This is a genomic window from Mycobacterium sp. E1747 (genome assembly GCF_001667775.1).
Taxonomy (GTDB): Bacteria; Actinomycetota; Actinomycetes; order Mycobacteriales; family Mycobacteriaceae; genus Mycobacterium.
In genome coordinates this window covers 25659-38004 of record NZ_LZJI01000107.1, presented here as the reverse complement: position 1 = coordinate 38004, position 12346 = coordinate 25659, and the positions used below count along the sequence as shown (strand labels likewise).

Below are 12346 nucleotides of genomic sequence, written 5' to 3'. Positions count from 1 at the left end.
GTGCTTGCGGCCGTCGTATTAACAGTCGGCGAACCCCACATCACCGAACACACGTAAGAGTCATCGCCCGCTCCCGCCCAGCATCTCGCGCCCCCCGCCCGTATGGCGCCGGCCCAGCACGTCGAGCACCTCGCGCCGGCCCGCATGGCTCCCTCCGAGCAGGCCGCGCGTGCGGACTTGGGAGCCGGCCAGCACGTCTCGCCTTCGCAGCTGGCGCCGACGGCGCCTCAGCACCGGATGCCGCTCGGAGCCGCGGACATCGCTCCGCGGCACATCGCGCCTGCCGAGTTGGCGCCGACCGCCCCCCTCCGACTCGCGGCCGCCGTGCCCGCCGAGCAGGTCCTGCCCATGCACCTGCCGGCCGGCACGCCCGCCGAGCACGTCGTGCACGAGTACGCCGCGTTCAAAGCTTCCGCCGGTGCGAAGCCGTTGCCGGCGCTGGCATAGCGAAACGACATAAAGAGAGGAATGCAGTGATGGATTTCGGTGCGATGCCCCCGGAGATCAACTCCGGTCTGATGTACGCGGGACCCGGTCCAGCCTCGATGCTGGCGGCGGCGATGGCCTGGGAGGGACTTGCCGCGGATCTGCGGTCGGCAGCGACGAGCTACGGGACCGTGATCCTGGAACTCACCGAGACCGGATGGCAGGGTCCCTCGTCGACGGCGATGGCGACCGCCGCGGCGCCCTACGTGGCCTGGATGCACGCCACGGCCGCACAGGCCGGGCAGGCACCGTGGGGGTCACCCGGTTGGGCGCGACGGGCGCCACGCGACTGGGCATGGCCGGCGACGTGCGTGCGGGTCCGCCGGGAACCAGACGGACTGGCATGGCGGGTGCGACCTGACCCCCCGTGACTTGCGTCGCATTAGCGGCCTCGGTTTCCGCATACGAATCGGCACTGAGTCCCAGAGCGCTGACGAACTGCTCGTGAATCATGCTGGCCTCGGCGCTGATCGCCTGATACTGCTGGCCGTACGCGGCGAAGGCGGCCGCGGTCATCGCCGAGACTTCGTCGGCGGCCGCCGGGACCACTCCCGTGATCGCAAACGCGGCCATCGAGTTGGCCGCGGTTACCTCGGAGCCGATCGCCTGCAGCTGGCCGGCCGCGGCTAACAGCAGTTGGGGCTGCGTGTTCAGGAACGACATCTGGTCTTCTCCTCTGCAATGCCAAAATCTGGCTTGTGTTGTCACACTTGCGGACACTATGTCATAAATTATGACATCCTGTCTAGCGATGAGTCATAGATTCTTATTTTTATCTCTTGACTCGCAGGTAGGGACACTTTGCCCGCGTTTCGGCACCGGGTTACGCTGGGTGGATGCCACGAACGAACGCCGCGGGCTGGGGGCTGAAGCGCCTGCTTGAAGCGACGCTGAACCGCGACATCACCATCGAGCAGCTGCGCGACGCTTGCGGCGTCACCAAAGGGCGCTGGTACGGGGCCGGCGGGCGTGCCAACGCCGACGACTTTCCCGATGCCGAAGAGGCCAGGCGTGCGGCGCACGCGTTCGGATTGAGCGCAACCTGGCTACAGATAGAACTGGGCCTGATCACACCCGAAGATGTGCATGCGGTCCTGGGCGACGGGCAGTCGCCGGATCCGTTCCGTGTCACGACCCGACAGCGAGTGCTGATGCCGAATCCGCCGGTGGACGGGTCACGCGACTGAGCTTCCGGCCGTCGTATTAACAGTCGGCGAACCCCACATCACCGAACACACGTAAGAGTCATCGCCCGCTCCCGCGCCGGTCTGCCGCGAGCAGCGGCATGACAGCCGGCCAGCGGCCTGCGATCGGTCGGCTTATTGGGATCGGTAGCGATCCGGCCCGTATCTGATCCGTCGCATAGAAACTTATGCGACGGATTCAGTGCGAGCCGTTACTGATCGTCCGCGACAACGCAAGGGAGCGAGGCCGTGTCGCACTATCGCAGCGTGAGAAGCATGCTCGGTGGAATGCTGCTGTCCGCGGGCATCGCCGCGGCCCTTGTGTGCGGGGGATCCCCTGCCGCGCACGCCGAGCCCTACTTTGGCCCGTGGACGTGCTGCCCCGGACAGAACGACGGACATCCCCAAGGCCCCGGTCCGGGATGCCCGTTTTCGGGTGCGGGGGTGAGCTGGGATAGGAATATCTGCCATACCTGGTGGAGCGTCTACTACGGGCACGGAAACGTCGGGCCCACCACTTGGGATGGACCTGATGCACCACCGCCCGAGGCGACGCAAAAGCCATGGTGCGGTTTCCCTTTCATGTGCTCGGGAACATCGTAGTCAGCGGCTACGTCAAGCGTGCTTAGCAGTGCATCCAGTTATGGTTGCGCCCGGGTGATTCTCTAAATCGGTTGATCGGCAATACTTCTCCTGCACGGATCCACCCTTCTGACGCACGCATCTCGGCTTCGACTCTCAGCCGCCCGCGGGGGGTTGCGCGATGACCGTGGGCTTGAACCCGTATCGGGGCGCGACAAAATGTGCCGCGGCGCTGCGACCCATTCCGCCGAGCGGCGTCATCGGCACCCCACCCACCGCATTCGTGGCAGGTTCGACCGCCCCGGCCGTGCTGAAACCGTTGACCGCCAAGGTGACCGGTGGCGCGGTGGGGGTCGCGCTCGCCCAGCCTGCCGGCACCGACAAGCCACCGATGGACGCCGCCTTACCGATGGCACCGCCTAACGAGCCGATCGAGCTGAGGCCTGCGCCGCCCGAAACCGCGGCGGGCAGAGCCGCTTCGGCGGCCTTGGCGGCGCCCTCGGCGGCTGACTTCGCGGCGGGCATCATGCCCTGAGCGATTCCCTGAATGTCCTTGAATGAGGTGGTGAATAGCCGTGTCGGCGAGATCAATCGGATGAACGCGTCGAAGGGTGTGCTCGCATCCAAGGTCTGCGACCCGGTCAGGCCCTCCAACAAATCACCCAGCGGGCCGCCGACGACAAGCCCATCGCCTTCCGGATTGAGGCCGATCCCACCCAGGGAAAACGCCGGATTGCCGGTCGCGAGGTTGTTCGGCAACCCGGCCAACGACGACAGCGTTTGCGGCACCGCGTCCAACCCTTGGCTACCGCTGTTGGCGGCCGCTTGAGTCACCGCCGCGGCCTGACCCGCGGCCCCGGCCGGATTGATGGTGGGTGCCGCCGGCTCGAGCGGCGGCAAGGTCGCCGCCGCGGCCGAAGTGCCGGCATACCCGTACATGGCGGCCGCGTCCTGAGCCCACATTTCGCCGTATTGTGCCTCGGTGGCCGCGATCGCCGCGGTGTTCTGCCCGAGGACATTCGTCGCCAGCAGTTCCATCAACAACTCCCGGTTCCCCGCGATCGCCAGCGGCGGCACCGTTTCGGCGAACGCCGCCTCGTACGCCCGCGCTGCCGCCATCGCTTGAGCGGCCGCCTGTTCCGCATGCCCTGCCGTGCACCGGAGCCACGCCACTTGGGGCGCGGCCGCCGCCAGCATGGCGGTCGCGGCCGGCCCCTGCCACGGCCCGTCGTGCAGGCGCGTGATCACCGAGCCGTAGGCGGATGCCGCGGCATACAGCTCGGCCGCCAGTCCGTCCCATGCCGCCGCGGCGCTCAGCAGCGGCCCCGCGCCGGGTCCCAAATACATCAGCGCGGAGTTGACCTCCGGCGGTAGCTGCGCGAAATCCAGCATTGCGTTCCCGCCTAACCGACCGCGGCGGCGTTGGCGATCTCCGTGGCGGCATAGGTACCGGCGCTGATGCCAAGGGTCGTCGCCAGCTGCTCGCGCACCGCCGCGGCTTGCGCACTGACCTCTTGGAACAGCCGCGCGTGCCACGAGAACTGCGCCGCGGTCAATATCGACACCAGGTCAGCGGCGGCGGGAGCTATCCCGGTCGTCGGGACGGCCATGGCCGCACTTCCCTCCTGCACGGCCGCGTTGATGCCGTGCAGCTCCCCCGCGACCACCTCGAGCATTTCCGGCTGCGCCAGCACGAAAGACATGTCCCCTCCTCAAATCACGTTGTAATCAATAACTTTCAGCACCGACCGTCGCGCACTTAATCGGCTGCCTGGACGTTAGAAGATTCATGCCCAGGAATGACAGCTTTGGACCGGCCAATTCATGACAGGGTCGATAACTGTTCACTTAGCTGAGCGGAAATGCCGCGACCTTTGGATTTGGCCTGAAAGTTATTGTAAACCAATATGTTTGGAGTCATATATGTACTTATATGTGGTTGTCAGATTAGCCGGGAACGTTTGCGAAGCAGCAGTGGACCGGAGACCACCACCGCACGATGAGCGCGCGGTGGTCGGGCCATTGCGCAACGCCGACGGCATTCCGGTTGGGAACCAATACCCTTGCTGGACAGCACAATCCGCGCATAGTAAGCTGTCGACTCACCTGGCGCCGGGCAAGCCGTAGCCTCCGCCTGCCCCAAACGGCTAGGGTGCCAGGCATGCCGGTCGCAACGAATGCCCCGAGATTTGCCCGCATGTGGATCGCCCTGGCTGTCGCCGGACTAGCTGCCGCCACGGTGTCGGCCTGCGATTCCCCGCCTTCGGCGCCAGCACCCGGCGTCAATCCTCGTCAGGTCACCGTCTTCGGGTCGGGCCAGGTCCAGGGTGTTCCGGATACCCTGACCGCCGACGTCGGTATCGAATTCACCGCACCTGATGTGACCTCGGCGATGAACCAGACCAACGACCGCCAGCAAGCGGTCATCAACGCGCTGGCGGGCGCGGGCGTCGACCGCAAGGACATCAGCACCACCGAGGTCACGCTGCAGCCGCAGTTCAACAACCCGGAGCCCAGCGGCACCGCCACCATCACCGGGTACCGCGCCACCAATGCCATCGCCGTCAAACTCCACCCGCCCGACGCCGCGTCACGGATTCTGGCCCTCATCGTCGGCACGGGTGGCGACGCCACCCGGATCAAGTCGGTGAGCTACTCGATCGCCGATGACTCACAGCTGGTCAAGGATGCCCGCGCGCGAGCGTTCAACGACGCCAAGGACCGCGCCGAGCAGTACGCCCAGCTGTCCGGACTCCGGCTGGGCAGGGTGCTGTCCATCTCGGAGGCGACCGAACCAACGACGGGCGGGCCACCCGCTCCGCCGAGGGCCATGCCCAGCGCTGTCCCGCTGGAGCCCGGCCAGCAGACGGTGAGCTTCTCGGTGAGCGCGGTGTGGGAGCTGGGTTAGTCCCGATGGCGGCAACCCCGGCCTACTGCTGGTAAACCCTGGGATCCAGGGTGCCGATGTACGACAGGTCGCGGTAACGCTCGTCGTAGTCCAGGCCGTAGCCCACGACGAAGTCGTTGGGGATGTCGAAGCCCACATAGGCGATGTCGACGTTGGCACCCTTCGCGTCGGGCTTGCGCAGCAGCGTGCACACCCGCAGCGACCGCGGATGGCGGCTGGTGAGGTTGCGCAGCAGCCAGGACAGGGTCAGGCCCGAGTCGACGACATCCTCCACGATCAACACGTCGCGGCCCTGGATGTCGCGGTCCAAGTCCTTGAGGATCCGCACCACACCGGACGACGACGTCGAAGACCCATAGGAGCTGACGGCCATGAACTCGAACTGGGTGGGCAGCGGAATCGCCCGCGCCAGGTCGGTGACGAACATCACAGCGCCCTTGAGCACGGTGATCAGCAGCAGATCCTGGCCGGTCTCGGCCATGACGTCGCTGTAATGCCCGCCGATCTCCTCGCCGAGTTCACCGATTCGCGCCTGGATCTGCTCTGCGGTAAGCAGGACCGACTTGATGTCCCCCGGATACAGCTCCACGGGCTGCGCGGGGGTGATCGCCGAGGAGATCTGGGCCACGCCCACAGAGTGCCACGCCGACGGCCGAATAACCAACGGCGACCCCGGTATTGCGCCTATCGGACCGGTTCGCGCCACAGGGTCAGGACGCCGTCGCGCCGCCCCGCGATCAACCGCTCGTCGCGCAGCGCGGACCCGACCGCCACCCCGCCCTGCCCGCGCCAGGCGGTGACCAGCGCGTCGACGCCGCGGATCTGCTTGTCCGTCAAGCCAGTTGCGCCCCCGGCCAGTAGCCAACCCCGGATCACCCGGCGCCGCACCGCGGCGGGCAGCCCGGCCAGGGCCTGCGCCTGCAACCCCGCGCCGGACTTCGCGTCGGGTAATGCCTGGGCGGCGAGTGAGTCGATCAGCTCGGTGTCCTCCCGCAATGCCGTCGCCGTCCGGGCCAGCGCCTCGGCCACCCCGCCGCCCAGCACGTCCTCCATCAGCGGCAGCACCTCGAGCCGCAACCGGGTCCGCGTGAAGCGGCGGTCGGCGTTGTGCGGATCCTGCCAGGCCGTCAAACCCAGCTCGCGGCACGCGGCATGGGTCACGGCGCGCCGCACCGCCAACAATGGCCGGCCCCACGGCGGGTCGTACGTCCGCATCCCGGCGATCGACCGCACACCCGACCCGCGACCCAGCCCCAGCAGCACGGTCTCCGCCTGATCGTCGAGCGTGTGGCCCAGCAGCACCGGCCCGTCGTGGTACGCGCTCAGTGCGGCATAGCGGGCGGAGCGGGCCGCCGCCTCGGGACCGCCTTCGTTGCCCACGTGCACTCGAACAACTTGCGCCGCAACGCATCCCAATTCGACGGCTTGCGCCCGGGCGGTTTCGGCGACACCGGCGGAGTCGGGTTGCAGGCCGTGATCGACGATCACCGCGGTGGTGGGCCGCAGCTGGGCGGCCACGGCGGTGAGCGCGAGCGAATCGGGACCACCGGACAGCGCCACGCACCACTGTTCGACGGCGGCGACGTGGGTATTGCCGAACGCCTCGACAGCCGCGCGCAGCTGCCCTACAGCACCCTGTCGATCCATCGCTGGGGGTCCTCGATCTCGGCGGGCAGGGGCAGCGTCTCGGGCCCGGTCCAAACGGCGTTGAACCGCTCCATCCCGACTTCGCCCACCACGTGGTCGACGAACGCCTTGCCGCGCGTGTACTGGCTGAGCTTGGCGTCGAGCCCCAGCAGCGCGCGGAGCAGGCGCTGCAGCGGCGGTTGCTTGCGATTGCGGCGCTCGTCGAATCGGCGGCGGATGGTGGTCACCGACGGCACCACCATCGGACCGACGGCGTCCATCACGTGGTCGGCGTGGCCTTCCAGCAGCGTGCCGAGCACCAGAAGTTGGTCGAGGGCGTGGCGCTGCGGCTCGGACTGCACGGCGCGCACCAGGCCGACGATTCCCGACGGGTTGTCCGGCGCCCCGTTGCCGCGGCTGCGCACGTACTCCGCGAGCCGGCCCGCTACCTGCCCGATGTCCTCCCCGGCGTCGCGCGTCAACAGCGCCAGCGCCCGCGACATGTGCTCGGACAGCCACGGGTTGGCGGTGAACTGCACCCGGTGCGTCACCTCGTGCAGGCAGACCCACAGCCGGAAGTCGGAGGGCTCGACCCGCAGTTGCCGCTCGACGGCGATGACGTTCGGATACACCAGCAGCAGGCAGCCCTGTTTCGCGGCGGCGAACGGGTCGTACTGGCCGAGGATCCCGGACGACACGAACGCCAGCACCGCGCCGGTCTGCGCGCCGGTGACGCGGCCGGTGAGCAAGCCCCGCGGCTTCTCGGCCCCGTTCATCATCACCCGCATGGACTCGGCGGCCGCCCCGATCCATTGCGGGCGGTCGACGATGCGGGCCGGGGGCACCGCGCCCTGGGTGACCAGCCCGGTGACCTCGCGCACCGGCGGTTCGGCCTTGGCGGCCGAGCTGGTCAGCTCGTCGATCACCTGGCGACGGGTGTAGTCGCTGGACGGCGGGCCCGGGCGGGCCAACCGCTGGCCGACGGTGGCGGCGAATCCCCAGTCGACGGCGGTGCCGAGCGTCAGCTCCGAGGGTGGGCTCATGAGCACCCGCAGGACCACAGCTTGGTGGCCAGGGCGTCCATCACGTTGCGGCCGTTCGGGCCGGCGGCGTTGGAGATGAAGGCGAACGTCAGCACCCGTCCGCTGCGGTCGGTGAGCACGCCGGCCAGGGCGTTGATGGCGGTCAGCGATCCGGTCTTGGCCCGCAGCCAGCCGGCCGGTCCTTGATTGGACGCGGCGTCGGTGAAGCGGTCGGCCAGCGTGCCGCTGCCCGCGGCGATCGGAAGCAGGTCCAGCAGCGCCCGCAGCGCCGGCTGGTCGGGTCCGGCGGCGGCCTGCAGCACGCCGTCGAGCGTCCTGGCGGTCAACCGGTCGTCCACGGAAAGCCCGCTGGAATCCATCAGCGTTAGGCCCCCGGTGTCGACGTGCGCGGTGCTCAACCGGTTGGACACCGCGTCGGCGGCGCCGGCGAAGCTGCGCGGGCGGTTGATCGCGGCCGCCACCTCGCGGGCGATGCATTCGGCCATCACATTGTCGGAGTGGTCCATCATCTCCGAGAGCCGCTGGACCAACGGCGCGGATTGCACGACGGCCAGCTGCCGCGCTCCCGACGGGGCCGTCGCGACCGTCACCGCGGCGGGGTCCAGGCCCAGCGCCTTGGCCAGCTCCCGCCCGGCGTCCAGCGCCGGGGCGCGGGAGCGCCGGGAGTTGGCGGTGGTCGGCTGGATGCGCCCGGCGTCGATCATCACCGACTCGATCGGCGCGATGTCCCCGTTGTCGACGTCGGCCGGGTCCCAGCCCTGCGCCATCGTCGGCCCGCTGAACGCCGAGGTGTCCACCTGCACCGCGGTCGGCGTCACGCCGCTGCGGCGGATCTGCTCGACGAGGTCGCTGATCCGGGCCGACCCGCGGTACCAGGTCTCCACGCCCGGCGGTGCGGCCGACAGCACCGGATCACCGGCACCGACCAACACGACGGGTCCCTGCGCGTTCTGGCTGCCGGCCACCACCCGCGTGCTGATCCGGGCCTGATGGTCCAGGGTGAGCAGGGCCGCGGCCGCCGTCAGCACCTTGTTGGTCGACGCCGGCACCAGCGGCATGTCGTCGGCCACCTGCCAGAGCTCTTTTCCGGTCAGCGCGTCGGTGACCCGGGCCCCCAACCTGCCCAGGTTGGGATCGGCCGCCACGGCGCTCATCACTGCCGACACCGCGGCCGGGCTCGGCGTCTCGGCGCTGTCACTGACCGGGACCATTCCCGGCTTGACGGTCGGCGCGTGCGGGGGCGGCATCGGGGCGTGCGAGTTGTTGCCGCCGTGCCCCGCCGAGGTGAAAAACGTTGCCGCCGCCACCACGGCGGCGACAAACGCCAGCACGGCCAACCCGACGAACACATGGGTGGATTTTTGCCAGCGAGTGGGACCCATCGCTCTCCTGACTGTCTCCAACCCATTCTGCCGAATCCGCCGCAAAGTCCTCGACTAGGGTGATCCCCGACGCGACGGGACCACCGCGAAATGCCCAGATCTAAGGAGCGCACAGTGCAATTCGACGTGACCATCGAGATCCTGAAAGGCCAGCGGAACAAGTACGAGATCGACCACGAGACCGGGCGGGTGCGTCTGGACCGCTACCTGTACACCTCGATGGGCTATCCGACCGACTACGGCTTCATCGAGGACACCCTCGGCGAAGACGGCGATCCGCTGGACGCGATGGTGCTGCTGCCGCAGTCGGTGTTCCCGGGAGTCATCGTCGAGGCGCGTCCAGTGGGCATGTTCCGGATGACCGACGAGAAGGGCGGCGACGACAAGGTGCTGTGCGTTCCGGCCGGCGACCACCGGTGGGACCACATCCAGGACATCGCCGACGTCCCCGAGTTCGAGCTGGACGTGATCAAGCACTTCTTCGTGCACTACAAGGACCTGGAGCCGGGCAAGTTCGTCAAGGCCGCCGACTGGGTGGGCCGCGCGGACGCCGAGGCCGAGGTGCAGCGCTCGGTGGAGCGGTTCAAGTCGAACGGGCACTGACGCCTGACGAGGTGCGGTGACGCTCATGGCGTAACCGCACGCCGATTTCAGATTCGAGGCCTAGACCGCCGCCGACGCGGCGGCCCTGGCCTGGCGCCGGTTGCGCAGCACGCTCCAGCTCAGCGCGGCCGCGATGAACACCACGCCGACCGAGGCGGTGACCGCGTCGGGAACCTCGAATCGGGGTTCGATGGACAGCAGCATGATCACCGACAGCACCCCGATCGCCCAGTGCGCGCCGTGCTCCAGGTACACGTAGCGGTCCAGCGCGTCCTGCTTCACCAGGAAGATGGTGATGGACCGGACGAACATCGAGCCCACCAGCCCGAGACCCAACGCGATGACGATCGGGTCCGAGGTGATCGCGAAGGCGCCGGTGACCCCGTCGAACGAGAACGCCGCGTCCAGCACCTCGAGATAGAGGAACATGGTCAGGCCGGCCTTGCCGGCCGCCTTCCCCGCCGATGCCGCCTCGATGTCCGGCGGCCGAAACGCCCGGCTCAGACCGTTGACGACCAGGTACGTCACTAGGCCCAACAACCCGGCGGTCAGCACCGTCGCGCGCTCGTCGCCGGTGTGCGCCAACCGGGTGCCGACGAGGATCAGCACGACGAGGGCCACCGCCACCGACACCTGGCCCAGCCGTCCGATTCGGGCGAACGGGATCTCGATCCACTTGAGCCACTTGATGTCTCGGTCGTGGAAGACGAAGTCCAGAAACAGCATCAGCAGGAACGTCCCGCCGAACGACGCGATCTGTGGATGCGCGGCGGTGATCAGCTTTTCGTAGCTGGGCGAGCCGTCGGGGAATTCCAGCGCGCCGTGCGGCGGCGGATGCAGCGCCAATTCCATCGCGCGAACCGGGTCGAGGCCCGCGGTCGCCCACACGATCAGCAGCGGAAAGAGCAACCGCATCCCGAACACGGCGACGAGAATCCCGACCGTCAGGAACATCTGCCGCCAGAACGGGCTGATCTGCTTGAGGATCGCGGCGTTGATGATCGCGTTGTCGAACGACAGCGACACCTCGAGGGTGGCCAGCACCAGCAGCAGGAAGAGGTCCTTCAGGCCGCCGTGGGCATATCCGACCGCGAGGGCCGCCACGGTGACCAACAGGGAGATCGCGAAGATGCGCAAGGCGGCCGAGGTCCTTTCCGACAGCCGCCCACGATAGCGAACCGCGGTCGCCGCCGCAGACCTGCATCCACGGCCACTTACTATTTTCAATATTGTGGCGATGCCCGAAGTCGGCGGTACCCAAGCCTCGAGGAGTGCCGGTCCGATCACGCGCGGCAGCGTGGCCCGGGTCGCCACCGCGACGGCGCTGACCGCCCTGTGCGGGTATGCGGTGATTTACCTGGCCGCCCGCGACCTGGCTCCGGGCGGCTTTTCGGTTTTCGGCGTGTTCTGGGGGGCGTTCGGCCTGGTCACCGGCGCCGCTTTCGGTCTGCTACAGGAGACGACCCGGGAGGTTCGCTCGACCCGGCACCTCCCCGCGGTCTCGCCGGTGATGGACGAGCCACGAACGCATCCGCTGCGGGTCGCCATGCTGGTCGGCGTGGCCGCGGCCGTCGTCATCGCCGGCAGCTCGCCGCTGTGGAGCGGACGGGTGTTCGTCGAGGAACGCTGGCTGTCGGTGGCGTTGCTCAGCGTCGGGCTGGCCGGGTTCTGCGTGCACGCCACCCTGCTGGGCATGCTGGCCGGCACCGATCGGTGGACCGGTTACGGAGCGTTGATGACGACCGACGCCGTCATCCGGATGACGGTCGCCGTGGCCACCATGGTCCTCGGCTGGCGCCTGGTCGGATACCTGTGGGCCACCGTCGCGGGCGCGATCGCCTGGCTGATCATCCTGGTCGCGTCGCCCTCGGCTCGTGCTGCGTCCCGGCTGCGGACGCCCGGCGGGGTCCAGACCTTCCTGCGCGGGGCCGCCCACTCGATCACCGCCGCCGGCGCCAGCGCGATCCTGGTCATGGGGTTTCCGGTACTGCTGAAGCTGACCAGCAACGAGCTCGGCGCCGAGGGCGGGGTGATCATCCTCGCCGTGACGTTGACGCGGGCACCGCTGCTGGTGCCGCTGACGGCCATGCAGGGCAACCTGATCGCGCATTTCGTCGACGCGCGCACCGACCGCATCCGTGCCCTGCTCGCCCCGGCCGGGATCATCGCGGGCGTCGGCGCGATCGGGGTGCTGGCGGCAGGGGTGGTGGGCCCGTGGCTGCTGCGAGTCGCGTTCGGGCCGCAGTACCACGCCAGCGGCGCGCTGCTGGCGTGGCTGACGGCGGCCGCGGTGGCGATCGCCGTGTTGACACTCACCGGTGCCGGCGCCGTCGCGGCCGCGCTGCACCGGGCGTACGCGCTGGGCTGGGTGGGTGCGACGGTGGCATCCGGATTGCTGCTGCTCCTGCCGCTGGCGCTGCAGACGCGCACCGTGGTCGGCTTGTTGTGCGGCCCGCTGGTCGGAATCGGCGTTCATCTGGTCGCGCTGGCGCGTGCCGACCGCTTAGCCGGCTGATCCTGGCTAACCTGGTG

General features: G+C 68.7%; 12 protein-coding genes and 2 pseudogenes. 6 read left to right on the top strand and 8 right to left on the bottom strand.

All coding sequences use genetic code 11. From position 1 onward, the window contains the following. The first annotated feature begins 102 nt into the window (after positions 1-102). Complete coding sequence (locus A5695_RS11230; RefSeq protein WP_068076827.1) at positions 103-447, top strand: hypothetical protein; 345 nt, start codon at positions 103-105, stop codon at positions 445-447. Between the two features lie 29 nt (positions 448-476). Beyond that, positions 477-734: pseudogene (locus tag A5695_RS29550) on the top strand (PPE family protein); the annotation flags it as partial. 130 nt (positions 735-864) lie between these two features. Here A5695_RS29550 and A5695_RS29545 read toward each other — a convergent pair. Next, a pseudogene (locus A5695_RS29545) lies at positions 865-1149 on the bottom strand (PE family protein); the annotation flags it as partial. A 173-nt stretch (positions 1150-1322) separates the two neighbouring features. Here A5695_RS29545 and A5695_RS11220 point away from each other — a divergent pair. After that, positions 1323-1673, top strand: coding sequence for a hypothetical protein (locus A5695_RS11220; RefSeq protein WP_068081137.1), 351 nt, complete (start codon positions 1323-1325; stop codon positions 1671-1673). Between the two features lie 735 nt (positions 1674-2408). On the opposite strand, the gene A5695_RS11215 is transcribed toward A5695_RS11220, so the two are convergent. Together A5695_RS11215 and A5695_RS11210 are read right to left on the bottom strand one after the other, a co-directional pair. Then, positions 2409-3644, bottom strand: coding sequence for a PPE family protein (locus A5695_RS11215; protein ID WP_068081133.1), 1236 nt, complete (start codon positions 3642-3644; stop codon positions 2409-2411). An 11-nt stretch (positions 3645-3655) separates the two neighbouring features. Further along, positions 3656-3955: a PE family protein gene (locus tag A5695_RS11210; protein WP_068081129.1), complete on the bottom strand. Its 300-nt coding sequence runs from the start codon at positions 3953-3955 to the stop codon at positions 3656-3658. A 458-nt stretch (positions 3956-4413) separates the two neighbouring features. Between A5695_RS11210 and A5695_RS11205 the strand changes: the two genes are divergently transcribed. After that, positions 4414-5160: an SIMPL domain-containing protein gene (locus A5695_RS11205; RefSeq protein WP_068081126.1), complete on the top strand. Its 747-nt coding sequence runs from the start codon at positions 4414-4416 to the stop codon at positions 5158-5160. Between the two features lie 22 nt (positions 5161-5182). Here A5695_RS11205 and hpt read toward each other — a convergent pair whose 3' ends face one another. The 4 genes from hpt to dacB are packed head-to-tail and all read right to left on the bottom strand — an operon-like array spanning position 5183 to position 9211. Beyond that, positions 5183-5794, bottom strand: a complete 612-nt coding sequence (gene hpt, locus A5695_RS11200; protein WP_068081124.1) for a hypoxanthine phosphoribosyltransferase — start codon at positions 5792-5794, stop codon at positions 5183-5185. A 50-nt stretch (positions 5795-5844) separates the two neighbouring features. Beyond that, on the bottom strand, positions 5845-6807 hold the full coding sequence (gene tilS / locus A5695_RS11195; protein WP_068081121.1) for a tRNA lysidine(34) synthetase TilS: 963 nt from the start codon (positions 6805-6807) through the stop codon (positions 5845-5847). Beyond that, the gene (locus A5695_RS11190; protein WP_068081174.1) at positions 6786-7829 is read right to left on the bottom strand and encodes a zinc-dependent metalloprotease; all 1044 of its coding nucleotides are present in this window, start codon (positions 7827-7829) and stop codon (positions 6786-6788) included. Before A5695_RS11190 ends, tilS begins: the two co-directional genes overlap by 22 nt. Continuing rightward, positions 7826-9211: a D-alanyl-D-alanine carboxypeptidase/D-alanyl-D-alanine-endopeptidase gene (dacB, locus tag A5695_RS11185; RefSeq protein ID WP_156749577.1), complete on the bottom strand. Its 1386-nt coding sequence runs from the start codon at positions 9209-9211 to the stop codon at positions 7826-7828. The genes A5695_RS11190 and dacB overlap by 4 nt, the downstream gene beginning before the upstream one ends. A gap of 114 nt (positions 9212-9325) precedes the next feature. On the opposite strand from dacB, the gene A5695_RS11180 reads away from it, so the two are divergent. Continuing rightward, positions 9326-9814 carry an inorganic diphosphatase gene (locus A5695_RS11180; protein WP_068081117.1) on the top strand — a complete coding sequence of 163 codons (489 nt, stop codon included), beginning with the start codon at positions 9326-9328 and terminating at the stop codon, positions 9812-9814. A gap of 60 nt (positions 9815-9874) precedes the next feature. Here A5695_RS11180 and A5695_RS11175 read toward each other — a convergent pair whose 3' ends face one another. Further along, entirely contained in the window at positions 9875-10975 is a 1101-nt protein-coding gene (locus A5695_RS11175) for a DUF475 domain-containing protein (protein ID WP_369830180.1), read from the bottom strand. A 76-nt stretch (positions 10976-11051) separates the two neighbouring features. Between A5695_RS11175 and A5695_RS11170 the strand changes: the two genes are divergently transcribed. Further along, positions 11052-12329 (top strand): hypothetical protein, encoded by a 1278-nt coding sequence (locus A5695_RS11170; RefSeq protein ID WP_068081171.1) that lies wholly within the window; start codon positions 11052-11054, stop codon positions 12327-12329. The last annotated feature ends 17 nt before the right edge of the window (positions 12330-12346 follow it).

What these genes read in the sequence shown, in the direction of transcription:
- dacB (WP_156749577.1), bottom strand. Translation starts at nt 9,211, where the DNA reads ATGGGTCCCACTCGCTGGCAAAAATCCACCCATGTGTTCGTCGGGTTG.
- tilS (WP_068081121.1), bottom strand. Translation starts at nt 6,807, where the DNA reads ATGGATCGACAGGGTGCTGTAGGGCAGCTGCGCGCGGCTGTCGAGGCG.
- A5695_RS11215 (WP_068081133.1), bottom strand. Translation starts at nt 3,644, where the DNA reads ATGCTGGATTTCGCGCAGCTACCGCCGGAGGTCAACTCCGCGCTGATG.
- A5695_RS11190 (WP_068081174.1), bottom strand. Translation starts at nt 7,829, where the DNA reads ATGAGCCCACCCTCGGAGCTGACGCTCGGCACCGCCGTCGACTGGGGA.
- A5695_RS11170 (WP_068081171.1), top strand. Translation starts at nt 11,052, where the DNA reads ATGCCCGAAGTCGGCGGTACCCAAGCCTCGAGGAGTGCCGGTCCGATC.
- A5695_RS11220 (WP_068081137.1), top strand. Translation starts at nt 1,323, where the DNA reads ATGCCACGAACGAACGCCGCGGGCTGGGGGCTGAAGCGCCTGCTTGAA.
- A5695_RS11210 (WP_068081129.1), bottom strand. Translation starts at nt 3,955, where the DNA reads ATGTCTTTCGTGCTGGCGCAGCCGGAAATGCTCGAGGTGGTCGCGGGG.
- A5695_RS11230 (WP_068076827.1), top strand. Translation starts at nt 103, where the DNA reads ATGGCGCCGGCCCAGCACGTCGAGCACCTCGCGCCGGCCCGCATGGCT.
- A5695_RS11205 (WP_068081126.1), top strand. Translation starts at nt 4,414, where the DNA reads ATGCCGGTCGCAACGAATGCCCCGAGATTTGCCCGCATGTGGATCGCC.